Raw genomic sequence first — 25,184 nt, forward strand, 5'->3', positions numbered from 1 at the left:
CGGGGCCCGTCGTCCGGTCGGAGCGACCGACGGATCACTGCACGATCGAGTGCCCCTCGGTGGCGGGGGCGCCGGTGTACATGCCCTCGATCTGCGCGCTGAAGTCCTCGAGGATCACGTTGCGCTTGATGCTCATCTTGGGCGTGAGGTGGCCGCTGGCCTCGGTGAACTCGAGCGGGAGGATGACGAACTTGCGGATCGACTCCGCCCGCGAGACCGTCTCGTTCGCGGCGTCGATGGCCCGCTGCACCTCGGCGAGGACCGCCGGGTGCTTGGTCGCCTCGTCGAGGCTCATGCCGGCATCCTCGCCGTGGGTGTTCAGCCACACGGGGAGCATCTCGGGGTCGAGGGTGACGAGCGCCGAGATGAACGGCTTCTTGTCGCCGACCACCACCACCTGACCGACCAGCGGGTTGGCGCGGATCGGGTCCTCGAGCGCCGCCGGGGCGACATTCTTCCCGCCCGCCGTGACGATGATCTCCTTCTTGCGGCCCGTGATGGTCAGGAACCCGTCGGAGTCGAAGGTGCCGATGTCGCCGGTCTTGAACCAGTCGCCGTCGAACACGTCGGCCGTCGCCTCCGGGTTCTTCCAGTACTCCTTGAACACGTTGATGCCCTTGACCTCGATCTCGCCGTCGTCGGCGACGCGGACGGCCACGCCGGGCAGGGCCGGTCCGACCGTTCCGATCTTCGACTTGGTGACGAGGTTCACCGTGGCCGGCGCCGTGGTCTCGGTGAGGCCGTAGCCCTCGAGGATCGTGATGCCGAGCGCGTGGTAGAAGTGGCCGAGGCGCGGACCGAGGGGAGCGGAGCCGGAGACGGCGTACTTGACGTTGCCGCCCATCGCGGCGCGGAGCTTGGAGAAGACGAGCCGGTCGAACAGCCGGAACTTCAGCTTGAGTCCGAGGGGGATCTTGCCGCCGGACTCCTGGGCGGTCGAGTACGCGACCGCGGTCTCGGCGGCCGCGTGGAAGATCTTGCCCTTGCCGCCGGCCTCCGCCTTCTGCTCGGACACGTTGTAGACCTTCTCGAAGACGCGGGGCACCGCGAGGAGGAAGGTCGGCTTGAAGCTGCCGAGCGACGGGAGCAGCTGCTTGGTGTCGGGCTGGTGGCCCACGCGGACGCCCGCGTGCACGCACAGGACCGAGATGAAGCGGGCGAAGACGTGCGCCGTGGTGATGAACAGCAGCGTCGATGCGCCGTTGGGGTCGAGCACGACCTCCTTCAGCGCCACCGCCGAGTTGCGCGACAGCTCGACGAAGTTCGAGTGCGTGAGGACGCAGCCCTTCGGACGGCCCGTGGAGCCGGACGTGTAGATGAGCGTGGCGATGTCCGAACCGACCGCGAGGTTGCGCCGGCGCTCGATCTCGTCGTCGGGCACGTCGGCGCCTGCGGTGGCCAGCTTGTCGAGGTCGCCGAGGTCGATCTGCCAGACGTTGCGGATCGCCGGGAGGTCGGGGTGCACCTCGTCGAAGCGGGCGAAGTGGTCGGCCGTCTCGACGATCACGGCGATCGAGCCGGAGTCGCCGAGGTTCCACTTGACCTGCGACGGCGAGCTCGTCTCGTAGATCGGCACGAGCACGGCTCCGGCGAACCACACCGCGAAGTCGATGAGGGTCCACTCGTAGCGCGTCTTGCACATGAGGCCGATCTTGTCGCCGGGCTGGATGCCCGCGGCGACGAGGCCCTTGGCCAGCCGGACGACCTGGTCATGGAACTCCCGGGTCGTGACCGGGGACCAACCGCCGTCGGCGGTCGGCAGGGAGAACAGCACGGAGTCGGGCGTCGCCTTGAGGCGGTCGACGAGCAGGTCGGTGGTGTTCGCGTCCGGGTCCGCGGGGACCAACGGTGCTGTGGCGAATTCGGTCACGGTAGCTCCTTCGGCACCGGGAGGTCGCACACGCTTCGGGGCCGCGCGAACCTCGGCATTGGGGTTGACTACACTCTAGTCGGTGCTGCGCGGTGCGTCCGCTGCGGTTCCGCTTCCCCGCCCCCATCCGAAAGGCAGTCGCACGTGCACGCGATCGGCATCGACATCGGCGGCACCAAGATCGCCGGGGCAGTCGTCGACGAACTCGGCGCCATCGTGCGCAGTGAGCGCGTCCCCACGCCCGCCGGCGACTCGGTCGCGCTCGAGGATGCCGTGGTCGGCATGATCCGGAGCCTGTCCGAGGGCGAGCCGGTCGGCGCGGTCGGCGTGGCTGCGGCGGGCTTCATCGATGCGGCGCAGTCGACGGTGTACTACGCGCCGAACATCGACTGGCGCAACGAGCCCTTCCGCGAGAAGCTCGAGGCCCGCGTCGGCACGACCGTGATCGTCGAGAACGACGCGAACGCGGCCGGATGGGCCGAGTTCCGCTTCGGCGCCGGTCGGATGGTGAGCGACATGGTCATGCTCACCATCGGCACCGGCGTCGGCGGTGCGATCGTCGCCGGCGACCGGCTCTTCCGGGGCGGGTTCGGTGCGGGCGCCGAGCTCGGCCACCTCCGTGTCGTCCCGGGCGGCATCGCCTGCGGCTGCGGCCAGCACGGATGCCTCGAGCAGTACGGGTCGGGACGCGCGCTGATGCGCATGGCCAACGAGATCGCCGACGCGGGCGGCATCGGCCAGGCGCTCGCGCGGGCTCGCGACGAGCACGGCGCGCTCGACGGCGCCATCGTGGGCGGGCTCATCGCCGAGCACGACCCGGGCGCCCTCGCAGCGCTCCGGCAGCTGGGCCGGTGGCTGGGCGAGGCGTCCGCGAGCCTCTCGGCGGTGCTCGACCCCCAGCGCTTCGTCTTCGGCGGGGGCGTCGCCGTGGCCGGGGAGCTCCTGCTGGCGCCCGTTCGCGAGGCGTTCCTCGAGCACCTGCCCGCTCGCGGGTACCACCCGGAGCCGGACTTCGTCATCGCCGAACTCGTCAACGACGCCGGCGTCGTCGGCGCGGCCGACCTGGCGCGCCTGTGGGTCGAAGAACACGCCTGACCCGGGGATAGGCTGTGCTGGCGGGAGCGACGGACGGAGGAGACCGGTGTTCTACTGGATCATGAAGCACATCGTGATCGGGCCGATCCTCCTCGCCGTGTTCCGCCCGTGGGTGGTCGGCCTCGAGCACGTCCCGAAGCAGGGTCCGGTGATCCTCGCCTCGAACCACCTCTCGTTCATCGACTCGATCTTCCTCCCGCTCGTGGTCGACCGCCCCGTGGTGTTCCTCGCGAAGAGCGAGTACTTCACCGGCAAGGGCCTGAAGGGCTGGGCGACCCGACTGTTCTTCCAGGCGGCGAACCAGCTGCCGATCGATCGTTCCGGCGGGAAGGCCTCCGAGGCGTCGCTCAACACCGGCCTCCGCGTGCTGGGCGAGGGGCGGATCCTCGGGATCTACCCCGAGGGCACCCGCAGCCCCGACGGCCGCCTCTACCGCGGACGCACCGGCGTCGCCCGCATGGTGCTCGAGGCCGGCGTCCCGGTCGTGCCCGTCGCCATGATCGGCACCGCGGAGGTCATGCCGATCGGGACCCGAGTGCCCAAGGTGCGCCGCGTCGGCATCGTCTTCGGCGAGGCGCTCGACTTCAGTCGCTTCGAGGGAATGGAGGGCGACCGCTTCGTGTTGCGCTCCGTGACCGACGAACTCGTCTACGACCTCCGCGCCCTGAGCGACCAGGAGTACGTGGACGTGTACGCGAGTTCGGTCCGGGAGCAACGCGCCACGCAGTCGCGGTAGGCTGGCGAGACGGCGTCGCGACCCGGCGCCGGTTTCCGTTCCCTCCCCGCGCCCCGCGCGCCCAACCCTCCAGGACACCAAAGTGGTACAGCTCGTCGAGCCCATCGTGAACGCAGATCCCTCCGTGATCGCGGGCCTCGACTATTGGCGCACGCTGCCGATCAAGCAGCAGCCCGCTTGGCCCGACCCGGAGGCGGCGCACGCGGCATCCGCTGAACTCGCGGCGCTGCCCCCGCTCGTCTTCGCCGGCGAGGTCGACATGCTGCGCGATCGGCTCGCGTCCGCGTCGCGCGGCGAGGCGTTCCTCCTCCAGGGCGGCGACTGCGCGGAGACCTTCGCGGGTGCGACGGCCGACCAGATCCGGAACCGCGTCAAGACCGTGCTCCAGATGGCGGTCGTGCTCACCTACGGCGCCTCCATGCCGGTCGTGAAGATGGGCCGCATGGCCGGGCAGTTCGCCAAGCCGCGTTCGAGCGACACCGAGACGCGCGGCGACATCACGCTGCCCGCCTACCGCGGCGACATCGTCAACGGCTACGACTTCACCCCCGAGTCGCGGGCGGCCGACCCCTCGCGGCTGCTGCAGGGCTACCACATGGCCGCGTCCACGCTGAACCTCATCCGGGCCTTCACCCAGGGCGGGTTCGCCGATCTCCGGCAGGTCCACGCGTGGAACCAGGGCTTCGCCGCCAACCCGGCCAACGTCCGCTACGAGAAACTCGCGCGCGAGATCGACCGCGCGGTGAAGTTCATGGACGCGTGCGGCGCCGACTTCGACGAGCTCAAGCGCACCGAGTTCTACACCGGCCACGAGGGCCTGCTCATGGACTACGAGCGGCCCATGACGCGGATCGACTCCCGGACCGGCACGCCGTACAACACCTCGGCGCACTTCATCTGGATCGGCGAGCGCACCCGCGAACTCGACGGCGCGCACGTGGACTTCCTGTCCCGCGTGCGCAACCCGATCGGCGTGAAGCTCGGACCGACGACGACGCCCGAGGTCATGATGGAGCTCGTCGAGAGGCTCGACCCGCACCGCGAGCCGGGCCGGCTCACGTTCATCACGCGCATGGGCGCCGGGAAGATCCGCGACGCGCTGCCGCCCCTGCTCGAGGCGATCAAGCGCAGCGATGCCAATCCGCTCTGGGTCACCGACCCCATGCACGGCAACGGCATCACCACGCCGACCGGCTACAAGACGCGTCGCTTCGACGACGTCGTGGACGAGGTCAAGGGCTTCTTCGAGGCGCACCGGGCGGCGGGCACGCACCCGGGCGGCATCCACGTCGAGCTCACGGGCGACGATGTCACCGAGTGCCTCGGCGGTTCCGAGCACATCGATGAGGACACGCTCGCGACCCGCTACGAGTCGCTGTGCGACCCGCGACTGAACCACATGCAGTCGCTCGAGCTGGCATTCCTCGTGGCCGAGGAGCTCGCCGCGCGCTGATCGGCGCGCGCCTCCGACGACCTTTGACGGGCGGTCGCGGTGTCCCACGGATGCCGCGGCCGCCCGTCGGCGTCCGGAGCTGCGGGGCCCGTGGGAGCGCGTCGGTGGGTCGTCAGGGCTGGAAGTTGACCGTGATCTCGGTGCCGCGCTTCACGCGTTCGCCGGCGGCCGGGCTCTGCACGGAGGCGACGACCGCGCCCTCGAGGAACTGCGGGACGTTCGACGTGACCGCGAAGCCCAGCTCCTCGAGCTGGGTGCGCGCCTGCGCCACCGTCTGGCCGGTCACGACGTTCGGCACCTCGACGAGGTCCGGCCCCTTCGACACCGTGAGCCGCACGGTGTCGCCCGGGTTCATCGGGTCGTCGAGCCAGTCCGCCGTGATGACCACGTCGACGGGGACGTTGTCGTCGAAGGCCGGGTCGGCGAACTCGACCCGGAGGCCCGCGCCCTCGAGCCTGGCCTGCGCATCGCCGACGGCGAGCCCCTCGACGGGCGGCACGGGGCCGGCGGACACGACGAGCGAGAGCGCACCGCGTTCCGGGTAGGTCGCCGGCACCGCCGCACCGTCGGCGTCGAGCACCGCGATGACGAGGCCGGCCTCGACCTCGCCGGAGAACTGGAGCGTGGCCTCGTCGGCGACGGTGAAGAACTCGCCGAGCTGCGCCCGGGCATCGGCCTCGGGCAGTCCGATGACCGCCGGGACGTCGAGGAACTGGGGCCCGATCGAGACGAACAGCTGCACGGTCGAGCCGCGCCGCGCTTGGGCGCCGGCCTCCGGATCGGTTCCCGAGACCTGCCCCGGCGGCACGACGGGATCGTTTCGCTCGGCGAGCTCGACCTCGAAACCCGCCTCCTGGAGCACCTGGGTGGCGCTGTCGGGCATCAGGTTGACCGTGTCGGGCACCACGGCGAGCGAGCCCGGTCCGGCCCCGAAGTACCAGCCGGTTCCACCGGCGAGTCCGGCGAGCACGAGCACGAGCGCGAGCAGCCAGTAGCCGCGGCGGCGCCGGCGGTCGGTCGTGCGGGTGAGGACGGCCGCGTCGTCGTCGGGCTCCGCGGCATCCGTCTCGGCCACCGCGAGCGCGCCGCCGCCGAGCACGCGCGTCTCGGCGGTGGGCAGGTGATCGCCGGCCGCGATGACCATGGTGTCGCCGGCCGCCACCACGGGCTGCGACGGGCGGAGGTGCGGTTCCATCTCGCGCAGGCGCTCGAGCATCGCCCGGGCGTCGGCCGGCCGCTGGTCGGGGTCCCTGGTGGTCGCCCAGAGCACGAGCTCGTCGAGCTCGGGCGGGATCGATGGATTGCGCGTGCTCGGCGCCGGAACGGAGTCGTTCGCGTGCTGGTAGGCGATCTGCATCGGCGCCTCGCCGACGTAGGGCTGCTCGCCCGTGAGCATCTCGTAGGTCATGATGCCGAGCGCGTAGATGTCGCTGCGCGCATCGGCCACGCCGCGCGTCACGAGCTCGGGGGAGAGGTAGGCGATGGTGCCGAGCAGGGCCTGGCCGGTCGCCGTGTTGGCGCTCGCCGCGCGCGCGAGCCCGAAGTCGCCGAGCTTGATGCGGCCGTCGTCGGCGAGCAGCACGTTCTCGGGCTTGAGGTCGCGGTGGACGATGCCGGCCTTGTGGGCGGCGGCGAGGCCCGAGAGCACGGCATCGAGGATGTCGACGGTCTGCTCGGGGGTCAGCCGCGTGTAGTCCTTCAGCAGGTCGCGGAGGGTGATGCCCGGCAGGTACTCCATGACCAGGTAGGCCATGTCGGCGTCCTGGCCCTGGTCGAAGACGTTCACGACGTTCGGATGCGCGAGCCGCGCGGCCGACCGCGCCTCCTGCACGAACCGGGTCTTGAACGTGTTGTCGTCTGCCAGGTGGCCGTGCATGATCTTGATCGCGACGCGGCGCTCGAGGCGGAGGTCGGTCGCGAGGTATACCGTCGCCATGCCCCCGCGGGCGATCCGCGAGCGCACCTGATACCGGCCGTCGACGAGACGGCCGATCATCGGGTCGGCGGGCGGCGCGGTGGTCACCGTACGAGTGTACGAATTCGCGTATGCCGCGAGCCGAACAAACGCCGGGGAGCCTCAGGATCGCAACGGCATCGTGATGACGGATGCCGCGGGCTCAGCCGAGCTCGTCCAGCCAGCGCCGCGCCGTCGCCTCCCACTTGGCGTAGTGGTGCGGATGGGCGCTCCGCTGGACCGCCTGCGCGGCCTCCGTCACGGGCATCGACGACCAGCCGTCGATGTCCAGCAGGCCGGGCGCGATCCCCGCCGTCGGCGAGGTCGGTCCGCCGTAGAAGGCGCGCGCGGCCCGGACCGGGTCCAGCACCTCCTCGGGAGTTCCCCAGCCCTGGCTGGGCCGCTGCTGGAACAGGCCCATCGAGTCGCGGTCGCCGTGGCGGAGGTTCCTGAGGCCGGACTCCTGGGCGGCCGCGGCGAGGGCGATGACGATGCCGCGGTCGGGCACGCCGAGCCGCCGTCCCACCTCGACGATGATCCGGGCGTTCGCCCGCATGTCGGGGTCCAGGGGGACGTCCGTCGACGCGGCGGCCGTGGCCTCGACGGGCTCGGCCCGGCGGACCACGAGTCGCTGGCCCGGGTGGATCACGGCGTCGCGGTCGAGGTCGTTGAGCTCGAGGAGCCGCGCGAGCGTGATGCCGTGGCTGACGGCGATGCCGATGGGCGTGTCGCCGGCGACGACCTCGTGCGTGACGGTCGTGCTCGCGGGGGCCGACGAGCCGCCGTCCGGAGCGTCGGCACGGGGGAGGACGATCGACTGCCCCGGGAAGATGAGGCTCGCGCGGTTCAACCCGTTCGCCCGCAGCACGTCGTCGACCGCGAGGCCGTGCTCGGCCGCGATCCGCCCGATGGTGTCGCCGGGCGCCACCACGTGTCGCGCGATGTCGGGCCGCTCGGCCGTCCGCTGCGGCCCGCCGGCGGGCAGCGCCAGGCGCTGGCCGGGGAAGATCAGGCTCGACCAGCTCAGCCCGTTCTTGGCGAGCACCTCGGCGGTCGACAGCCCGTATCGCGCGGCGATCCCGCTGACGGTGTCCCCGTCGCCGACGGTGACCTCGGCGGGCACGTCGGTCGCGGTGCGCACCTGCGGCGCGGCGGTGGGCGCGGAGCGCTGCGCCTTGGCCTTCGGCGACCGCTTCACCGTCTGGGAGGTCGCCTCCGCCGGGTGCGCGAAGCCGAGCGTCACGGCGACGGCGCTCGCGAGCGCGATGGGGACGGTCAGCAGGCGACGGACGGTGCGCGGCCGGATCGCCGGCACGTGCGCGTCGTCACCTGTCGGTGCGGTCCCCGGATGCTGCGTCATGTTCCCCCTCCGCTCCCAGGCGGACGCCGTCACCGTCTCACGCGGCCCGGAGCGAGTCAAACTCATCCGCGCGCGTCGCCCGGGCCCGGCGAGGGCGGTTCCGTCGGCCCGGTCCGTCGTGGCAGGCTGGATGCGTGACCGATGCCGACCAGACCGACTGGCTGACCATCCCCGAACTCGTCGAGCGCCTCGGCCAGACCCCGAGCCGGATCCGACGCCTCATCGACGAGCGCTACCTCCTGGCGACGAAGATCGACGGCGTGCTGAAGGTGCCGGCCGACTTCCTCCGCGACGACGCGCCGCTGCCGGAGCTCCATGGCACGGCGATCGTCCTCGCCGACGCCGGCTTCAGCGACGCCGAGGCGCTCGAGTGGCTGCTCGGCGAGGAGGACAGCCTGGGCACCACGCCGATCGCGGCGCTGCGCGCGGGCCGGAAGTCGGAGGTCCGCCGGGTGGCGCAGGCGCTCGCCTGAGCCCCGACGCCTCGTCCGCGGCTCGTCGTCAGCTGACCCGCCGGGTCACCGCATCGGCGAGTTCGGCCAGTCCGGCCGCGGCATCCGGCTGGAGGTCGGCGGCGTCGAGCGCCGCCATGGCCTGCGCGGTGTTCTCGTCGATCAACTGCTCGACGGCGTCGACCGCCCCGGCGTCGCGGATGGCTCCCTGCAGGTCGGCCACCTGGGCCTCGGTCAGGTCGGGGTCGCCCAGCAGGTCGTCGAGGCGGCGTCGATCGGCCGGATCCATCCGCTCGCGCGCGATCGCCACGAGGACCGTGCGCTTGCCCTCGCGGAGGTCGTCGCCCGCGGGCTTGCCGGTGACGCCGGGGTCGCCGTAGACGCCGAGGAGGTCGTCGCGCAGCTGGAACGCCACCCCGAGCGGCAGCCCGAACGCCCGCAGCGCTTCGAGGTCGCCGCGCGATGCTCCGGCGATGGCTCCGCCGATCGCGAGGGGCGCCTCGATCGAGTACTTCGCCGACTTGTAGACCACCACGCGCTCGGCCCGGGCGCGCTGCTCGGTCTCGGCCCGCGCGTGCCAGGCGCGCTCCTCGAGGATGTCGAGGTACTGGCCGGCGGTCACCTCGGTGCGCATCCGGTTGAACTCCAGCCGCGCCGCCCGCACGGCTGCGAACGAGCCGAGGCCGGCGAGCCCCTCGTCGAGGAGTTCGTCGCTCCAGCCGAGGAGCAGGTCGCCCAGGAGGATCGCGGTGCCGCGCCCGTAGTCGGCGGAGTCGCCCGACCAGCCCGAATCGCGGTGCTGGCCCTCGAACACGCGATGGGCCGACGGCGCGCCCCGACGCGTGTCGGAGTGGTCGATCAGGTCGTCGTGCACGAGCGCCGCGGCGTGGAACACCTCGAGGGCGGCCGAGGCCGACACGACGGCGGCCAGGCCCGCCTCGTCGCCCGCGTCGGCGCTCCCGTCGCCGCGTCCGCGGACCGCCTCCCAGCCGAGATGGCAGAACCGTGCGCGGAAGCGCTTGCCGCCGCTGAGAAAGCGCTCCGAGAATCCGGACAGCGGGTCGAGGTCGACCGCGATGGAGCGGAGAATGGAAGCGCGATCGGCGAGGAACTCCTCGAGGCGTTCGTTGACCAGTTCGACGAGTCGGGGAGCCGGGACCATCGTCCTAGCCTAGCGACGGCGCGGGAGACTAGAATGGACGCTACGAAGCGTCGGTTCCGAACACGAGGGGAATGAGATGCCGCTTTCGGAGCAAGAGCAGCGCCTTCTCGAAGAGATGGAGCGGAACCTCTACAAGAACGACGCCGACTTCGTCGCGACCGTCGGAGGTTCGGGCCGCGGTCGTCCCAATTACCGGGCGATCGTGATCGGCGTGCTGCTCGCCGTGGCCGGAGCCGGTGCCCTCATCGGCGGGGTCGCCTCCCAGCTGCTCATCGTCGGCGTGCTCGGCTTCGCGCTCATGTTCGTCGGGGTCCTCGTGGCCATCACGCCGTCCAAGCGCACGGCGACCGCCGCGTCGCCGTTCGCCGGCCCGACGCAGACGGGCGCCGCGCGGCCGAGCGCGCCCGCTCGTGGCGGTTTCATGGACCGCCTCAACGAACGATGGGATCGCCGCCAGGAGGGCCGCGACTGACGCTCCACCCCGACTGAACCACTCCGCCTGACGGGCCGATCATCCGATCGGCCCGTTTTTCGTGCTCCCCGGGCGCCACACGTCTCCCCGAGCCATCCACTTCCCTCCACCCTTCGAGAAGCCTGAGAATCCGGGCTTCCACTGAGGTACGACGCGCCGAAACACGGCAATGTCATTGAGTGGTGGAGGACAGTGGAGTAAAGTGGGGCCACACCTGGTTCCTGGCCGGAGGAGTGGGGGTGACGCGATGTTCCTCGGAAGCTACGAGCCCAAGCTCGATGAGAAGGGTCGCGTCATTCTTCCGGCGAAGTTCCGGGAGGAGCTGTCGAACGGCCTCGTGCTCACACGAGGTCAGGAGCGCTGCATCTACGTGTTCAGCGCGCGGGAGTTCGAGAGCATGAGCGACAAGATCCGCCAGGCCCCGGTGACGAGCAAGCAGGCGCGCGACTACATGCGCGTCTTCCTCTCGGGGGCATCCGCGGAGACCCCCGACAAGCAGCATCGGGTGACCATCCCCGCGACGCTTCGCGCGTATGCGGGCCTCGGCCGCGACCTCACGGTCATCGGCGCAGGCAGCCGGGTGGAGATCTGGGATGCGGCGGCGTGGCAGACGTACCTCGCCGAGCAGGAGGCGGCCTTCGCGGAGACGGCGGAGGAGGTGATTCCCGGACTCTTCTGAGTCCTCGGGTCCCGACTCCCAGCCGTGCGAGCCTGCTGCACTTCCCCGCAGCAGGACGAACGGATGGGGATCGGGCCCCGGGGCCCCGGAAGGAGGGAGAGCACATGGACATCGATCGCATCCACACGCCGGTCATGCTGGAGCGCACGCTCGACCTGCTGGCGCCGGCGCTCGAGCGCGAGGGCGCCGTCTTCGTCGACGCCACGCTCGGCATGGGCGGGCACAGCCTCGCCGTCCTCGAGCGCTTCCCGGGCGCCGTCGTGATCGGACTCGACCGCGACACCGAGGCCCTCGCCATCGCGCGGGAGCGGCTCGCCCGGTTCGGCGACCGCATGCGCTTCGTCCACACGGTGTACGACGGCATCGCCGACGCGGTGCGGGGCGAGGGCTTCGACGAGGTCCAGGGCATCCTGTTCGACCTCGGCGTCTCCTCGATGCAGCTCGACCGGGCCGAGCGCGGCTTCGCCTACGCGAAGGACGCCCCGCTCGACATGCGCATGGACTCGACCCGGGGCCGCACGGCCGCCGACGTGATCGCCGAGTACGACGAGGACCAGCTCCGCCGGATCTTCCGGGAGTACGGCGAGGAGAAGCTGGCGGCCCGCTACGCCCGGGCCATCGTCCGGGCGCGCGAGGCCGAGCCCATCACGCGCTCCGGTCGGCTGGTCGAGGTCCTCACGGATGCGACGCCGGCCGCGGTGCAGCGCGCCGGGCACCCCGCCAAGCGCGTGTTCCAGGCCCTGCGCATCGAGGTGAACGAGGAGCTCGTCGCGCTGGAGGCGGCGATCCCCGCGGCCCTCGACCTCGTCTCGACCGGAGGGCGCATCGTCGTGCTCTCGTACCAGTCGCTGGAGGACCGCCTCGTGAAGCGGGCCCTCGCCGCGGCATCGAGCTCCACGGCCCCCGCAGGGCTGCCCATGGAGCTCCCCGAGCATCGTCCGCAGTTCCGCCTCCTCGTGAGGGGCGCGGAGCTGGCGAGTGAGTCCGAGCAGGCGGAGAACCCGCGTGCCAAGCCGGTGCGGCTCCGTGCCGCAGAGCGAGTGAGGAGGCCGTCGTGAGCGCACTGCCGGCCCAGACACGACCCGTCCGACGGCCCGCCACCGAGCGCGGTCCGCGGCTCAGGCCGGTACCCGAGGCGCCCGCAGGTACCCGCGGTCGTCCGCGGCTCGCCTATGCCGTGGTCGCGCTCGCCTCGATCGGGGCGATCGCGATCGTGCAGCTGCTCCTGTCGATCGCGATGACCCAGGGCGCGTACGAGATGGACGAGCAACTCCTGCGGCAGGCGGAGCTGCGTCGCGAGGAGGCGAAGCTCTCCGACGACCTCGACCGCATGGGCTCGCCGCAGTTCCTCGCCATGAACGCCGAGGCGCTCGGCATGGTCCCGAATGCCGAGCCGGTGTACCTGCGACTGTCCGACGGAGCCGTGCTCGGCGAGCCGACGCCCGCCGGTGGCGCCGCGGCATCCGCTGCGCCCCTCGTGCCGAATGCCCTGATCGACGGCGTGCCGCCCGTGACGGAGCAGGCGGAGGGGAAGACTGCGAAGGAGGGCCAGGGGGGCCGGCCCGACGCTCCGGCGGCGGGCACCCCCGCCGCCCCGCCCGCGCTGACCGGGGGGCTGCCGACCCCGGCGACGCACTGATCGCCCGACCGAGCCGACCACACCACACGAGGAGCGAAACCCGACGATGAACCGAGTGAGCCGGCATCCCATGCGGCGGATCCTCGCCGCCGGCGTGGTCCTGCTCCTGCTGGTCGGGTGGTTCGTGCTCCGACTCGTCGACATCCAGGTCGTGCGCGCCGCCGAACTCAACGAGGCCTCGCAGGACGTCCGGTCCCGGGACCAGACGATCTACGGGGAGCGCGGCGAGATCCTCGATGCCACGGGCGCGGTCCTGGCCGAGACCGTCGTGCGCTACGACATCGCGCTGTCGCCCAAGCAGGCCATGCTCGGCCGGGTGACCCGCGAGGAGCCGGACCCCGACGACCCGTCGAGCACCCGGACGGTCGAGGTGCCGCTCGACCAGGTCCTCGCCGAGCTCGGCGAGGTCGTCGGCCGGACGGGCGAGGAGCTCCGCGCGCAGATCGACACCGCCCTCGCCGCCGACCCCGACGACGACTTCGAGTACGCCGCGCGGCACGTCGACACGGCGACCTACGAAGCGGTCAAGGCCCTCGGGATCCCGTGGGTGGAGCCCTACATCCAGCCCGGGCGCCGCTACCCCAACGGGGCCGTGGCGGGCAACCTGCTCGGCTTCACGAACGCCGACGGCGAACCCGTGGCGGGACTCGAGCTGTCGGAGGACCAGTGCCTCGCGGCCGAGAACGGCACCATGCGGTCGCTGCGCAGCCTCACCGACTGGGTGACGATCCCCGGCTCCGAGCAGGTGATCGAGGAGTCGCACGACGGCGGCGACCTGCAGCTGACGATCGACGCCGACCTGCAGTACTTCGTGCAGCGCGTCGCGGCCGAGCAGGTCGCGGCGGTGCAGGCCGACTGGGCCACGGTCACCGTGATGGAGGCGAAGACCGGTCGGCTCCTCGCCGTGGCGGACGTGCCGACCGTCGACCCGAACTCGCCGACGTCCGTCGACTCGCAGGACCGCGGTTCGCGGGCGTTCACCGCGCCGTTCGAGCCCGGATCGACGTTCAAGTCGCTGACCTCGGCATCCGTCATCGACGCGGGGGAGGCGACGCCGACGAGCCGCGTCACCGCGCCGTACCGATACGAACCCGACGGCGCCGACATCACCGACTCCTTCGGCCACGACCCCGAGCGCTGGACCATGACGGGCATGCTCATCGTGTCGTCGAACACGGGCATGTCGATGTTCGGCGAGCGGCTGAGCGATGCCGAGCGGTACGACTACATGCGGGCCTTCGGCCTGGGCTCGCCGACCGAGGTGGGCTTCGCGAGCGAGGCGGCCGGCGACCTGAACTACGACGGCGGCTGGCCGGACTCGCAGACGCGCTACGCGACCATGTTCGGCCAGGGCCTCACGACGACGGCCGTGCAGATCGCGAGCGCCTACCAGGCGATCGCGAACGGCGGCGTCCGCAAGCCGGTGACGCTGGTCGACGGATGCCGCATGCCCGACGGCACGCTCGAGGGGGAGCCGGCCACCGAGGGCCGGCGGGTCATCTCCGAGGCCGCCGCGCAGGAGACCACCGACATGCTCGAGCGCGTGTACGAGGACGCATGGGTCTCGGACCTGTGGGAGATCCCCGGATACCGGGTGGCCGCGAAGACCGGTACCGCGCAGTTCTCCGACGGCGACGGCTACGAGGCGGGATACCTGGTGTCGGTCGCCGGCTTCGCCCCGGCCGACGACCCCGAGTTCGTCGTTTCGGTGAGCATCAAGAACCCGGTTAAGATGAATTCGTCCGCCGCAGCTGCTCCCGTCTTCCAACAGGTGATGAGCCAGGTGCTGAAGAAGTATCGGACGGTTCCATCCGGCGCTCCGGCGCCTGAACTGCCAGCAAACTGGTGAGAAAGTTGGGTTCGTGACCGGAACGCCTCCGACGGCACTCCGGCCGCAGCACCCGAATCCTCGTTCGCTCCGCGGCCTCGCGGAGGCGTTCGGATTCGAGGTGCGCGGCGGGATCCACGACTTCGACGTGACCGGCGTGGCCATCGCGTCGGGCGCCGTCCAGGGCGGCGACCTCTACGTCGGCGTCCCGGGCCGCAACGCGCACGGTGCGCGGTACGCCGGCCAGGCGGCGGCGAACGGCGCGGTGGCGGTGCTGACGGATGCCGCCGGCGTCGAGCTCGCGGCGGAGTCCGGACTGCCGGTCCTCGTCACGCCCGACGCGCGCGCCGCGCTCGGCGAGGTGGCGGCATGGATCCACCGGACGGACGAGAACCCCGCCACCCTGCTCGCGGTCACGGGCACGAACGGCAAGACGAGCGTCGTCTACCTGCTCTACGCGATCCTGCGACAGCTGGGCGTCACGGCGGGCCTCACCTCGACGGCGGAGCGTCGGATCGGCGATGAGGCGGTCACGAGTTCGCTCACGACGCCAGAGGCGAGCGAGCTGCACGCGCTGCTCGCGCGCATGCGCGAGGTCGACGTGCGCGCGGTCGGCATCGAGGTGTCGGCCCAGGCCCTCACCCGGCACCGGGTCGACGGCCTCGTGTTCGACATCGCGGGCTTCACGAACCTGTCGCACGACCACCTCGACGACTACGCGTCGATGGACGAGTACTTCGAGGCCAAGCGCGAGCTCTTCACGCCCGAGCGTGCTCGCCGCGGCGTCGTCACGGTCGATACGGAGTGGGGACGCCGCCTGGTGGCCGACACCCGGATCCCCGTCACGACCCTCGCGACCGAGCCGGGCGTCGACGCCGACTGGCGGATGTCGCTCCTCGAGCAGGCGCCGACGCGCACGTCGTTCCGGCTCGAGGGCCCCGACGGCCGCGCGCTCGAGACGCACGTGCCGCTCATCGGCCGCTTCATGGCCGCCAACGCGGCGCTCGCCATCGTGATGCTCGTCGAAGCGGGGCACGATCTCGACCTCGTCGCCGGGGCGATCGCGGAGCGCGGCATCGACGCGTACATCCCGGGTCGCGCGGAGCGCGTCTCGGGCGAGCGCGGACCGGTCGTGTACATCGACTACGGCCACACCCCCGATGCGTTCGAGCAGGCGCTGGAGGCCATCCGCAGCACGACCGACGGACGCGTCGTCATGGTCTTCGGCGCCGACGGCGACCGCGACACGACCAAGCGCGCCGACATGGGCGCGATCGCGGCTCGCGGCGCCGACGCGCTCGTCATCACCGACTTCCACCCCCGCTCCGAGGACCCGGCCGCGATCCGCGCGGCCCTGATCGCCGGGGCCCGCGCGGCGGTGCCCGAGCGGGAGATCCACGAGATCGGCGACCCGCGGGCCGCCTTCCGACGTGCGCTGACGCTCGTCGGCGAGGGGGACGCGGTGCTCTACGCCGGCCCGGGCCACGAGGACTACCACGAGGTGGCCGGGGTGAAGCATCCGTATTCGGCCCGGGACGACGCCCGGCTGGCACTGCAGGAAGCGGGGTGGCTCGAATGATCGCGCTGACCATGGCCGAGATCGCCGAGGCGACGTCCGGGCGGTTCGAGGCGAGCGGCACGGAGGCGACGCCCGAGTCGGTGGTGACGGGTGCCGTCACGACCGATTCGCGCGAGGTCGAGCCCGGCGGGATCTTCGTCGCCAAGCGCGGCGAGGCCGACGACGGGCACCGGTTCGCGCCGGGCGCGGCCGAGCGGGGCGCGGCGCTCCTCATCGTGGAGCGGCCGCTGGGGGTCCCCGTGCCGCAGATCGTCGTGTCGGACTCCGTCGAGGCGCTGGGCGCGCTGGCGACCGAGGTCGTCCGGCGGGTTCGCGCCCTCGGCCGCCTGCGGATCGTCGGGGTGACCGGATCGAACGGCAAGACGACCACGAAGAACCTCCTGCGCACCGTCCTCGAGCAGGTCGGGCCCACCGTGGCCGCCCGCAAGAGCTACAACAACGAGGTGGGCGCCCCGACGACCATGCTCGAGCTCACCGAGGACACCGAGTTCCTGGTGGCGGAGATGGGCGCCTCGGGCATCGGACACATCGCGCACCTCGTGCGCATGGCCCGCCCCGACGTGGGCATCGTGCTCAAGGTCGGCCTCGCCCACGCCGGCGAGTTCGGCGGCATCGAGAAGACGGTGCAGGCGAAGTCCGAGATGGTCACCGACCTGCTCCCGACCGACGTGGCGGTGCTGAACGCCGATGACCCGCGCGTCGCCTCGATGGCGGAGCTCACGCGCGCACGCGTCGTCTGGTTCGGGCTCGCCGAGGAGGCCGACGTGCGCGCCACCGACGTCGTGGTCCACGCCCGCGGCACCTCGTTCACCGTCACGGTGCCCGGCGGGGAGTCGGCCCGGGTGGACTTCTCGGTCCTCGGCGAGCACCACGTGATGAACGCGCTCGCGGCGGTCGCCGCGGCGCTGCAGCTCGACGTGCCGCTCGACACGATCGTCGCCGGCCTCGAGCAGGTGACGCTCGCCGAGGAGGGCCGCATGCAGGTCCTGGGCGGCCGCGACGACATCACGGTCATCAACGACGCGTACAACGCCAGCCCCGACTCGATGGCGGCGGCGCTGAAGACGCTCGCGCAGGTGAAGCGTCCCGGTGCGCGCAGCATCGCCGTGCTCGGCGAGATGAGCGAGCTGGGCGAGTTCGCGGGGGAGGAGCACGACCGCATCGGCCTGCTCGCCGTGCGGCTCGGGATCTCGCAGCTGGTCGTCGTGGGCGAGGGGGCTCGGCGCCTGCACATCTCCACGATCAACGAAGGATCGTGGGACGGCGAGTCGGCGTACGTCGACACCGCCGACGAGGCGTTCGAGCTCGTGACGTCCATGGCCCGCCCGGGGGACACCGTGCTGGTGAAATCGTCGAACGCGGCGGGGCTCCGTCACCTCGGCGACCGACTGGGAGAATGGTTCGCGTGAGAGCACTTCTGACCGCCGGAGCCTTGTCGCTCTCCTTCACGCTCTTCCTGACGCCGTTGTTCATCCGGCTGTTCACGAGGCTCGGATGGGGGCAGTTCATCCGCGACGACGGACCGCAGACCCACCACGTCAAGCGCGGCACGCCCACCATGGGCGGCATCATCTTCATCCTCGGCACGCTGTTCGGCTACTTCAGCGCCACGTTGATCATCGGCGACGGTCCGACCGCGTCGGGCCTGCTCGTCCTCTTCATGATGGTCGGGCTCGGCATCGTCGGCTTCGTCGACGACTTCCTGAAGACCCGCAAGAAGCAGAGCCTGGGGCTCGGCGGGTGGGCGAAGATCGCCGGCCAGACGCTCGTGGCCGCCGCGTTCGCGCTCCTGGCCCTGCAGTTCCCGAACGAGCAGGGCGCGACGCCGGCGACGACGAAGATCTCGTTCATCCGCGACCTGCCGCTGGACTTCATGGTCTTCGGCACGGTGTTCGGCATCGTGGCGTACGTCGCGTGGATCGTGCTGATCTCCGCCGCCGCCTCGAACGGCGTGAACGTCACCGACGGGCTCGACGGTCTCGCATCCGGTGCCTCGATCCTCGCGATCGGCTCGTTCATCATCATCGGGTTCTGGCAGTTCAACCAGTCCCGCTTCAGCGAGAACCTGAACCCGAGCGACCTGTACCGCAGCTACGACGTGCGCGATCCGCTCGACCTCGCCATCGTCGCGACCGCGATCGTCGGCGCGGTCGTCGGCTTCCTCTGGTGGAACACCAACCCGGCGCACATCTACATGGGCGACACCGGCTCGCTCGCACTCGGCGGCGCGCTCGCGGCGCTCGCGGTGACCAGCCAGACCGAGCTGCTGCTCCTCGTGATCGGCGGCCTCTTCGTGATCGAGGCCGGATCGGTCATCGTCCAGCGGGCCTACTTCAAGCTGTCCGGCGGCAAGCGCATCTTCCTGATGAGCCCGATCCACCACCACTTCGAGCTCAAGGGCTGGGCCGAGGTCACGATCGTCGTGCGCTTCTGGATCATCGGCGGCCTCTTCGTCGCCGCCGGCGTGGGCGCGTTCTACTTCGAATGGCTGCAGAGTTGACGGATGCCACGGCCGGCGCCACGCGCCTCGACGGACTGACCAGCTGGCACGCCGACTGGCGCGGGCTCCGCGTCGCCGTGCTCGGCCTCGGCGTGACGGGCTTCGCGGTCGCCGACACCCTGGCCGAGCTCGGCGCCGACGTGACGGTGTTCGCGCGTGACCGCGACGACGACCGTGCCCGGATCCTCGACGTGATCGGCGTCCGCCTCGTCGTGCACCCGCTCGACGAGGTGCCCGCCGACCTCGCCGAGACGCCCCCCGAACTCGTGGTGGTCTCGCCCGGCTTCCGCCCCGACCATCCCGTGCTCCGGTGGGCGGCGGATGCCGGCGTGCCGGTATGGGGCGACATCGAGCTGGCCTGGCGCGTGCGCGACAAGGTGAAGGCCGCCGAGTGGATGCTCATCACGGGCACGAACGGCAAGACGACCACCGTGCAGCTCGCGGCGACGCTCATCGCAGCGCACGACGTGCGGGTCGCGCCGTGCGGCAACATCGGCGTGCCCGTGCTCGACGCGGTCCGCGACCCGCTCGGCTACGACGTCCTCGTCGTCGAGCTCTCGAGCTTCCAGCTCCACGCGATGCCCACGAGCGGTCCTGGGGCGGTGCACCCGTTCTCCAGCGTCTGCCTGAACCTCGCCGACGATCACCTCGACTGGCACGGTTCCATGGAGGCCTACCGGGACGCGAAGGCCAAGGTGTACCAGAACGCCAAGGTCGCGTGCGTGTACAACCGCGCCGACGAGGCGACCATGCACATGGTCGAGGACGCCGAGGTCGAGGAGGGCGCCCGCGCGATCGGCTTCGGGCTCGACACCCCGGGCCCGAGCGACTTCGGCGTGGTCGACGGCATCCTGTGCGACCGGGCGTTCCTCGAGGAGCGGCGGACCGCTGCGCTCGAGATCACCACCCTCGACGAGCTCGAGCCCCGGGGGCTCGCCGTCCCGCACATCGTCGCGAACATCCTCGCCGCCTCGGCGCTCGCTCGCTCGTACGGCGTGCCGGTGGGCGTCATCCACGATGCGCTCGCCTCGTTCCGCCTCGACGCGCACCGGATCGAGACGGTCGCCATCGCGGGCGGCATCCGCTGGATCGACGACTCGAAGGCGACCAACCCGCATGCGGCCGAAGCCTCGCTGCGCGCGTTCGGCCGCGTGGTCTGGATCGTCGGGGGCCTCCTCAAGGGCGTCGACGCCGACGCGCTCGTCGCGCGCCACGCCGCGCGACTTCGGGCGGCGATTGTGATCGGTCGCGACCGCGCCGCGCTCGTCGAGGCGTTCCGCCGACACGCGCCCGACGTGCCCCTCTTCGAGGTCGCGACGACCGACACTGAGAGCGTGATGCCCGACGCCGTCGCCCTGGCGGCCTCGGTCGCGGAGGACGGGGACACCGTGCTCCTCGCCCCGGCCGCGGCATCCATGGACCAGTTCACGGACTACGCCGACCGCGGGCGGCGATTCCACGACGCCGTCCGCGAGCGGCTGGGAGGCACGGCGAATGACGAGCCCGACTCGGACGACCCGCCCGCCGAAGGGCGCTGACGGCTCGGGGCTCGCTGCCCGGATCCGGCTGGGGGCGTTCCGCGCCGAGTCGAAGGACTACTTCCTGCTGCTCGGCACGGTCCTCTTCCTCGTGGTGCTCGGGCTCGTCATGGTGCTGTCCTCCTCGATCGTCCAGTCGGGCCTCGAGAACAACGGCGACTTCACGTCCCGCGCCATGCAGCAGGCGACGTACGCCCTCATCGGCGTACCGGTGATGCTCCTCGCCGGGCGGATGCCCGAGACGTTCTGGATGCGGATCGCCTGGATCGCGCTCGGCATCTCGTGCGCCCTCCAGCTGCTCGTCGTCGCCACGCCGCTCGGCGTCGAGGTCGGCGGCAACACCAACTGGCTGCGCATCGGCGGCGTCCAGTTCCAGCCCTCCGAGCTCATCAAGGTCGCGCTGGTCATCTGGCTCGGCCTGATCGTGACGAAGAAGAAGGACCAGCTCGGCGACTTCACGCACGGCATCCTCCCCATCCTGCTGGTCGGCGGCGGCGCCATCGGGCTCGTGCTCCTCGGCGGCGACCTCGGCACGGTCATGGTGATGGCCGGGATGCTGCTCGGCACCCTCTTCCTCATCGGCGTCCGCCTGCGCCTGCTCCTCGTCCCGCTGCTGTTCGGTGTGGTGGCCTTCGGCCTCGTCGCGGTGTCCAGCGAGAGCCGCATGAAGCGCATCACCGCGTTCCTCCAGGAGCACTGCACCCAGTTCGACACTGCCGACTGCTGGCAGATCCAGCACGGCACCTTCGCGCTCGCCAACGGCGGGATCTTCGGCGTCGGGCTCGGCAACTCCGCCGCGAAGTGGTCGTGGCTGCCCGCGGCCGACAACGACTTCATCTTCGCGATCATCGGCGAGGAACTCGGACTCATCGGCGCGATCGTGGTGCTCGGCCTGTTCGTCCTGCTCGCCCTCGCGCTCGCGCGGGTGCTCCGCGCAGCCGAGACGCCGTTCGCCAAGACGGTCGCGGCGGCGGTGCTCGTCTGGGTCATCGGCCAGGCCTGTGTCAATATCGGTGTCGTGCTCGGCGTCTTCCCCGTCCTCGGTGTCCCGCTGCCGCTCGTCTCCGCCGGCGGCACGGCACTGCTCACCACCCTCTTCGCGATCGGCATCGTCCTGTCCGTCGCGCGCGATCCGCAGGCTCCCGAGCGCGCGGCCGTCCGCGCGGAGCAGCGCCGCGAGGCCCGTGCCGAGAAGGCGGCCCGCGCCCGATGACGACGTACTTGCTCGCCGGCGGGGGCACCGCCGGCCACGTGAACCCCCTGCTCGCCGTCGCCGATCGGCTCCGCGAGCGCGACCCGGCGGCCGACGTGCTCGTGCTCGGCACCGCCGAGGGCCTCGAGTCGCGGCTCGTGCCCGCGCGGGGCTACGAACTGATCACGATCGAGAAGGTGCCCTTCCCGAGGCGTCCGAACGGCGCGGCGCTCCGCTTCCCGGGTCGCTTCCGTCGATCCGTTCGCACGGTCGCCGACGTCATCGCCGAGCGCCGGGTCGACGTGGTCGTGGGCTTCGGCGGCTACGTCGCCACTCCCGCCTACCTCGCCGCCCGGCGGGCCGGCGTTCCCGTGGCGATCCACGAGGCGAACGCCAAGCCGGGGCTCGCCAACCGCCTCGGCGCGCGCTTCGCGGCACGCGTGGGCGTGGCGTTCCGTGGCACGCCGCTGCCGCGTGCGGAGTTCGTCGGGATGCCCCTGCGGCGCGAGATCGAGACGCTCGACCGCGTCGGGCGTCGCGCCGAGGCGGCCGAGCTCTTCGGACTCGATCCGGCCCGGCCGGTCCTGCTCGTCACCGGCGGATCCCTCGGCGCCCGCCGGATCAACCGCACGATGGTCGGCAGCGCGTCGTCCGTCGTCGACGCGGGCTGGCAGGTGCTGCACGTCACCGGCGCGGCATCCGATGTCGACGACCCGGGGATCGACGGCTACCGCATGGTCGAGTACGCCGACCGGATGGATCTCGCGCTGGCGATCGCCGACGTGGCGGTCTCCCGGGCGGGTGCCGCGACGGTGAGCGAGCTCTCCGCCCTGGGGATCCCGGCGGTGTACGTCCCGTATCCGGTGGGCAACGGCGAACAGCGGTTCAACGCGGCCGACGTCGTCGGCGCCGGCGGCGGGCTGCTCGTCGACGATGCGGCGTTCCTGCCCGAGTGGGTCGAGCGGGAGCTCGTGCCCCTGCTCGCCGATCGGGAGCGCCGGTCGGCGATGGGTCGCGCGGCGGCATCCGTCGGCGCCCTCGACGGCACCGACCGCATGGTGGCGCTCGTCGACGGCGCGCTGGCGCTTCCGGGCGCTCCGCCCTCGCCGGGCGCGTAACGTTGACGTCGACCGCCGCACACCATCGAGGAAGCACCACGACACCGTGACCATCAAGCCCGACCTCTCCACGCCCATCCCCGCCGACCTCGGCGCCGTCCACTTCGTCGGCATCGGCGGATCCGGCATGAGCGGCATCGCGCGCCTCGTGCTCGGGGCCGGGCACCGCGTCACGGGCTCCGACGTGCGGGACTCCGACAACATCGCCGCCCTCCGCGACCTCGGCGCGACCGTCGCGATCGGGCACGCCGCCGAGAACCTGCCGGCCGACGTCGACACGGTCGTGGTGACCGGGGCGCTCTGGCAGGACAATCCCGAGTACCAGCTGGCGCTCGAGCGCGGCATCCCGGTGCTGCACCGCTCGCAGGCGCTCGCGTCGGTGATCGCGGGCCAGCGCCTGGTCTCGGTCGCGGGCGCGCACGGCAAGACGACCTCCACCGGCATGATCATCACGGGGCTGCTCGCGCTCGGCGAGGACCCGAGCTTCGTCAACGGCGGCGTCATCGAGGAACTCGGCGTGAGCTCGGCGTCCGGATCGGGCGAGCTGTTCGTCGTCGAGGCCGACGAGTCCGACGGCTCCTTCCTGCTCTACGACACGTCGGTCGCGCTCATCACGAACGTCGACCCCGACCACCTCGACCACTACGGTTCGCTCGAGGCGTTCGAGCAGGCGTTCGTCGACTTCGCCGACCGGGCACGCGAGTTCGTCGTGATCTCCTCCGACGACGCGGGTGCCCAGCGGGTGGCCGGGCGCCTGTCCCACGAGCGCGTGATCACGTTCGGCGAGGCGACGGATGCCACGGTCCGCGTGCACTCGATCGAGACCGACGGCCCGGTGGCGTTCGCCGTCTCGTACGAGGGCGCCGAGTACCGGGCTCGCCTGCGCGTTCCCGGGCGCCACAACGCGATCAACGCCGCCGGCGCGTTCGCGGTGCTCGTGGGGCTGGGCTTCGACCCGGCCGCCTCGCTCGAGGGCATCGCACGGTTCGCCGGCACCGGCCGGCGGTTCGAGCTCCACGGCACGGTCGAGGGCGTGAGCGTCTTCGACGATTACGCGCACCACCCGACCGAGGTGGCCGCCGCGCTGTCCGCCGCGCGCACGGTCGTCGGCGACGGCCGCATCATCGCCGTCCACCAGCCGCACCTCTACAGCCGCACGCGGCTGTTCGCGAAGGAGTTCGCGGAGGTGCTCGAGCAGTATGCCGACGAGACGGTCGTGCTCGACGTCTACGGTGCCCGCGAGGACCCGGAGCCGGGCGTGACCGGGGCGCTCGTGAGCGAGCGGTTCGAGCAGCCCGAGCACGTGGCGTTCATCGCCGACTGGCAGGAGGCGGCCGACCACACCGCGCGGATCGCCCGTCCCGGCGACTTCGTGATCACCCTCGGCTGCGGTGACGTCTACCGCATCGTGCCGCAGATCCTCGGCTCGCTCGAGCGCGAGCGGCGCGCCTGAGGATCGTCCGATGAAGCGGCCGCAGGGATTCCAGCCGCCGGCGGCGCCGGCGCGACCGCCCGGGCGGGATCCTGCGGCGCCGACCCGAAGCTCGGCGCGCCACGGCGCGCCGTCGCGCGATCAGGCGCTCACCGAGCCGATCCGCCTCGACGTCGATGAGCGCGCGGCCGCAGCCGTCCCGATGCGCGCGCAGTCCGAGCCCCGGGAATCGGCGCGCGCCGAGACCGTGCCGTCGACGGATGCCGCGGCCGCGGCCTCGCCGACCGGCACTGCGATGCGCGACGTGCGCGCCGCGAGGCGCGCCCTGGCTGCGGCCGAGCGTCGCCGCCGGCGGTACGAGCGGCAGGAGGTGCGCCGGTTCACGCGTCGCGGTCGGCTGCGGCGGATGACCTGGCTCGCGGGGCTCGCGGCGGTCGCGGCGCTCGCCCTGCTCGCGGTCGGCGTGGCGTACTCCCCGCTCATGGCGCTGCGCGAGATCCGCGTCGAGGGCGCCTCGCGCGTGCCGGCCGCCGACATCCGTGCGGCGTTCGACGATCGCCTCGGCACGCCGCTGCCGCTCATCACGACCGACGAGGTGCGCGGAGCGCTGTCGGAGTTCCCGCTGATCGAGACCTATTCGACCGAGACGGTGCCACCCGGCACCCTGGTCGTGCGAATCGTCGAGCGCACGCCGGTCGGCGTGGTCGAGACCGCCTCCGGGCTCGTGACGGCGGATGCCGCGGGCGTGGTGATCGAACGCGTCGAGGCGGCGCCGGAGGGACTGCCGCTCGTGAACGCGGAGGGCGGGCTGGACGGCGACGCCTACCGGGCGGCCGGTGCGGTGCTCCGCAGCCTCCCGGCGGAGCTGCGCGCGCAGGTCGCGCAGGTGACGGCGGACACGCCCGACGATGTTCGGTTGGAACTGGCCGAGGGCGCGGTGGTCGTGTGGGGGAGCGCGGACGAGTCGTCGCTCAAGGCGACGGTCCTGGCGCGGCTCATGGCGGCCGCTCCGCCGGAGGACGTCGGCGGCTACGACGTGTCGGCGCCGCTCAGCGCGGTCGTGTACTGATCCGTCCGGCGAGAACGGGGCAACGGATCGCGACACGCGGGAGTGCCTCGCGGCCC

General features: G+C 71.9%; 21 protein-coding genes. 17 read left to right on the forward strand and 4 right to left on the reverse strand.

All coding sequences use genetic code 11. From position 1 onward, the window contains the following. Positions 1-34: 34 nt before the first annotated feature. The gene (locus AVP42_RS01190; RefSeq protein ID WP_067945309.1) at positions 35-1,870 is read right to left on the reverse strand and encodes a long-chain fatty acid--CoA ligase; all 1,836 of its coding nucleotides are present in this window, start codon (positions 1,868-1,870) and stop codon (positions 35-37) included. Between the two features lie 144 nt (positions 1,871-2,014). Here AVP42_RS01190 and AVP42_RS01195 point away from each other — a divergent pair, with 144 nt between their 5' ends. The 3 genes from AVP42_RS01195 to AVP42_RS01205 all read left to right on the forward strand — a co-directional run bounded on the left by AVP42_RS01195 (position 2,015) and on the right by AVP42_RS01205 (position 5,154). Beyond that, a complete protein-coding gene (locus tag AVP42_RS01195; protein ID WP_067945311.1) occupies positions 2,015-2,965 on the forward strand; it encodes an ROK family glucokinase in 951 nt (316 codons plus the stop codon). A gap of 46 nt (positions 2,966-3,011) precedes the next feature. Continuing rightward, positions 3,012-3,701 (forward strand): 1-acyl-sn-glycerol-3-phosphate acyltransferase, encoded by a 690-nt coding sequence (locus tag AVP42_RS01200; RefSeq protein ID WP_067945313.1) that lies wholly within the window; start codon positions 3,012-3,014, stop codon positions 3,699-3,701. 124 nt (positions 3,702-3,825) lie between these two features. Further along, on the forward strand, positions 3,826-5,154 hold the full coding sequence (locus AVP42_RS01205; protein WP_157356672.1) for a class II 3-deoxy-7-phosphoheptulonate synthase: 1,329 nt from the start codon (positions 3,826-3,828) through the stop codon (positions 5,152-5,154). A gap of 112 nt (positions 5,155-5,266) precedes the next feature. On the opposite strand, the gene pknB is transcribed toward AVP42_RS01205, so the two are convergent. Together pknB and AVP42_RS01215 are read right to left on the reverse strand one after the other, a co-directional pair. Further along, positions 5,267-7,150, reverse strand: a complete 1,884-nt coding sequence (gene pknB, locus AVP42_RS01210) for a Stk1 family PASTA domain-containing Ser/Thr kinase (protein WP_067945478.1) — start codon at positions 7,148-7,150, stop codon at positions 5,267-5,269. 121 nt (positions 7,151-7,271) lie between these two features. Further along, positions 7,272-8,468, reverse strand: coding sequence for a LysM peptidoglycan-binding domain-containing protein (locus tag AVP42_RS01215; protein WP_067945317.1), 1,197 nt, complete (start codon positions 8,466-8,468; stop codon positions 7,272-7,274). Positions 8,469-8,602: 134 nt separating this feature from the next. On the opposite strand from AVP42_RS01215, the gene AVP42_RS01220 reads away from it, so the two are divergent. Beyond that, positions 8,603-8,941: an Rv2175c family DNA-binding protein gene (locus AVP42_RS01220; protein WP_067945319.1), complete on the forward strand. Its 339-nt coding sequence runs from the start codon at positions 8,603-8,605 to the stop codon at positions 8,939-8,941. Positions 8,942-8,969: 28 nt separating this feature from the next. Here AVP42_RS01220 and AVP42_RS01225 read toward each other — a convergent pair whose 3' ends face one another. Further along, positions 8,970-10,082, reverse strand: coding sequence for a polyprenyl synthetase family protein (locus tag AVP42_RS01225; RefSeq protein WP_067945321.1), 1,113 nt, complete (start codon positions 10,080-10,082; stop codon positions 8,970-8,972). A 76-nt stretch (positions 10,083-10,158) separates the two neighbouring features. Here AVP42_RS01225 and AVP42_RS01230 point away from each other — a divergent pair, with 76 nt between their 5' ends. The 13 genes from AVP42_RS01230 (at position 10,159) to AVP42_RS01290 (ending at position 25,128) form a co-directional block, all read left to right on the forward strand. Beyond that, positions 10,159-10,554 carry a DUF3040 domain-containing protein gene (locus AVP42_RS01230; protein WP_067945323.1) on the forward strand — a complete coding sequence of 132 codons (396 nt, stop codon included), beginning with the start codon at positions 10,159-10,161 and terminating at the stop codon, positions 10,552-10,554. Positions 10,555-10,801: 247 nt separating this feature from the next. Further along, a complete protein-coding gene (gene mraZ, locus AVP42_RS01235) occupies positions 10,802-11,233 on the forward strand; it encodes a division/cell wall cluster transcriptional repressor MraZ (protein ID WP_067945325.1) in 432 nt (143 codons plus the stop codon). Positions 11,234-11,337: 104 nt separating this feature from the next. After that, positions 11,338-12,291 carry a 16S rRNA (cytosine(1402)-N(4))-methyltransferase RsmH gene (rsmH, locus tag AVP42_RS01240; protein ID WP_067945327.1) on the forward strand — a complete coding sequence of 318 codons (954 nt, stop codon included), beginning with the start codon at positions 11,338-11,340 and terminating at the stop codon, positions 12,289-12,291. Continuing rightward, a complete protein-coding gene (locus AVP42_RS01245; RefSeq protein ID WP_082846891.1) occupies positions 12,288-12,872 on the forward strand; it encodes a hypothetical protein in 585 nt (194 codons plus the stop codon). The genes rsmH and AVP42_RS01245 overlap by 4 nt, the downstream gene beginning before the upstream one ends. 55 nt (positions 12,873-12,927) lie before the next feature. After that, a complete protein-coding gene (locus AVP42_RS01250) occupies positions 12,928-14,721 on the forward strand; it encodes a penicillin-binding protein 2 (RefSeq protein ID WP_197466915.1) in 1,794 nt (597 codons plus the stop codon). 13 nt (positions 14,722-14,734) lie between these two features. Next, positions 14,735-16,279 (forward strand): Mur ligase family protein, encoded by a 1,545-nt coding sequence (locus AVP42_RS01255; protein WP_067945333.1) that lies wholly within the window; start codon positions 14,735-14,737, stop codon positions 16,277-16,279. Next, the gene (murF, locus tag AVP42_RS01260; protein WP_067945335.1) at positions 16,276-17,688 is read left to right on the forward strand and encodes a UDP-N-acetylmuramoyl-tripeptide--D-alanyl-D-alanine ligase; all 1,413 of its coding nucleotides are present in this window, start codon (positions 16,276-16,278) and stop codon (positions 17,686-17,688) included. The genes AVP42_RS01255 and murF overlap by 4 nt, the downstream gene beginning before the upstream one ends. Then, positions 17,685-18,779, forward strand: coding sequence for a phospho-N-acetylmuramoyl-pentapeptide-transferase (gene mraY / locus AVP42_RS01265; RefSeq protein ID WP_067945336.1), 1,095 nt, complete (start codon positions 17,685-17,687; stop codon positions 18,777-18,779). The genes murF and mraY overlap by 4 nt, the downstream gene beginning before the upstream one ends. Beyond that, a complete protein-coding gene (gene murD / locus AVP42_RS01270) occupies positions 18,764-20,317 on the forward strand; it encodes a UDP-N-acetylmuramoyl-L-alanine--D-glutamate ligase (protein WP_067945338.1) in 1,554 nt (517 codons plus the stop codon). The genes mraY and murD overlap by 16 nt, the downstream gene beginning before the upstream one ends. Then, on the forward strand, positions 20,274-21,530 hold the full coding sequence (gene ftsW / locus AVP42_RS01275) for a putative lipid II flippase FtsW (protein WP_082846892.1): 1,257 nt from the start codon (positions 20,274-20,276) through the stop codon (positions 21,528-21,530). Before murD ends, ftsW begins: the two co-directional genes overlap by 44 nt. Further along, complete coding sequence (gene murG, locus AVP42_RS01280; protein ID WP_067945340.1) at positions 21,527-22,627, forward strand: undecaprenyldiphospho-muramoylpentapeptide beta-N-acetylglucosaminyltransferase; 1,101 nt, start codon at positions 21,527-21,529, stop codon at positions 22,625-22,627. The genes ftsW and murG overlap by 4 nt, the downstream gene beginning before the upstream one ends. A 46-nt stretch (positions 22,628-22,673) precedes the next feature. Further along, positions 22,674-24,080, forward strand: coding sequence for a UDP-N-acetylmuramate--L-alanine ligase (gene murC / locus AVP42_RS01285; RefSeq protein WP_067945342.1), 1,407 nt, complete (start codon positions 22,674-22,676; stop codon positions 24,078-24,080). A 10-nt stretch (positions 24,081-24,090) separates the two neighbouring features. Further along, positions 24,091-25,128 carry an FtsQ-type POTRA domain-containing protein gene (locus AVP42_RS01290; RefSeq protein WP_157356665.1) on the forward strand — a complete coding sequence of 346 codons (1,038 nt, stop codon included), beginning with the start codon at positions 24,091-24,093 and terminating at the stop codon, positions 25,126-25,128. Positions 25,129-25,184: the final 56 nt, after the last annotated feature.

Origin of the sequence: Agromyces sp. NDB4Y10 (assembly GCF_001620055.1) — a bacterium.
In the GTDB taxonomy this organism is placed as follows: Bacteria; Actinomycetota; Actinomycetes; order Actinomycetales; family Microbacteriaceae; genus Agromyces; species Agromyces indicus.

What these genes read in the sequence shown, in the direction of transcription:
- pknB (WP_067945478.1), bottom strand. Translation starts at nt 7,150, where the DNA reads ATGATCGGCCGTCTCGTCGACGGCCGGTATCAGGTGCGCTCGCGGATC.
- AVP42_RS01215 (WP_067945317.1), bottom strand. Translation starts at nt 8,468, where the DNA reads ATGACGCAGCATCCGGGGACCGCACCGACAGGTGACGACGCGCACGTG.
- AVP42_RS01225 (WP_067945321.1), bottom strand. Translation starts at nt 10,082, where the DNA reads ATGGTCCCGGCTCCCCGACTCGTCGAACTGGTCAACGAACGCCTCGAG.
- AVP42_RS01230 (WP_067945323.1), top strand. Translation starts at nt 10,159, where the DNA reads ATGCCGCTTTCGGAGCAAGAGCAGCGCCTTCTCGAAGAGATGGAGCGG.
- mraZ (WP_067945325.1), top strand. Translation starts at nt 10,802, where the DNA reads ATGTTCCTCGGAAGCTACGAGCCCAAGCTCGATGAGAAGGGTCGCGTC.
- rsmH (WP_067945327.1), top strand. Translation starts at nt 11,338, where the DNA reads ATGGACATCGATCGCATCCACACGCCGGTCATGCTGGAGCGCACGCTC.
- murF (WP_067945335.1), top strand. Translation starts at nt 16,276, where the DNA reads ATGATCGCGCTGACCATGGCCGAGATCGCCGAGGCGACGTCCGGGCGG.
- murD (WP_067945338.1), top strand. Translation starts at nt 18,764, where the DNA reads ATGGCTGCAGAGTTGACGGATGCCACGGCCGGCGCCACGCGCCTCGAC.
- ftsW (WP_082846892.1), top strand. Translation starts at nt 20,274, where the DNA reads ATGACGAGCCCGACTCGGACGACCCGCCCGCCGAAGGGCGCTGACGGC.
- murG (WP_067945340.1), top strand. Translation starts at nt 21,527, where the DNA reads ATGACGACGTACTTGCTCGCCGGCGGGGGCACCGCCGGCCACGTGAAC.
- AVP42_RS01290 (WP_157356665.1), top strand. Translation starts at nt 24,091, where the DNA reads ATGAAGCGGCCGCAGGGATTCCAGCCGCCGGCGGCGCCGGCGCGACCG.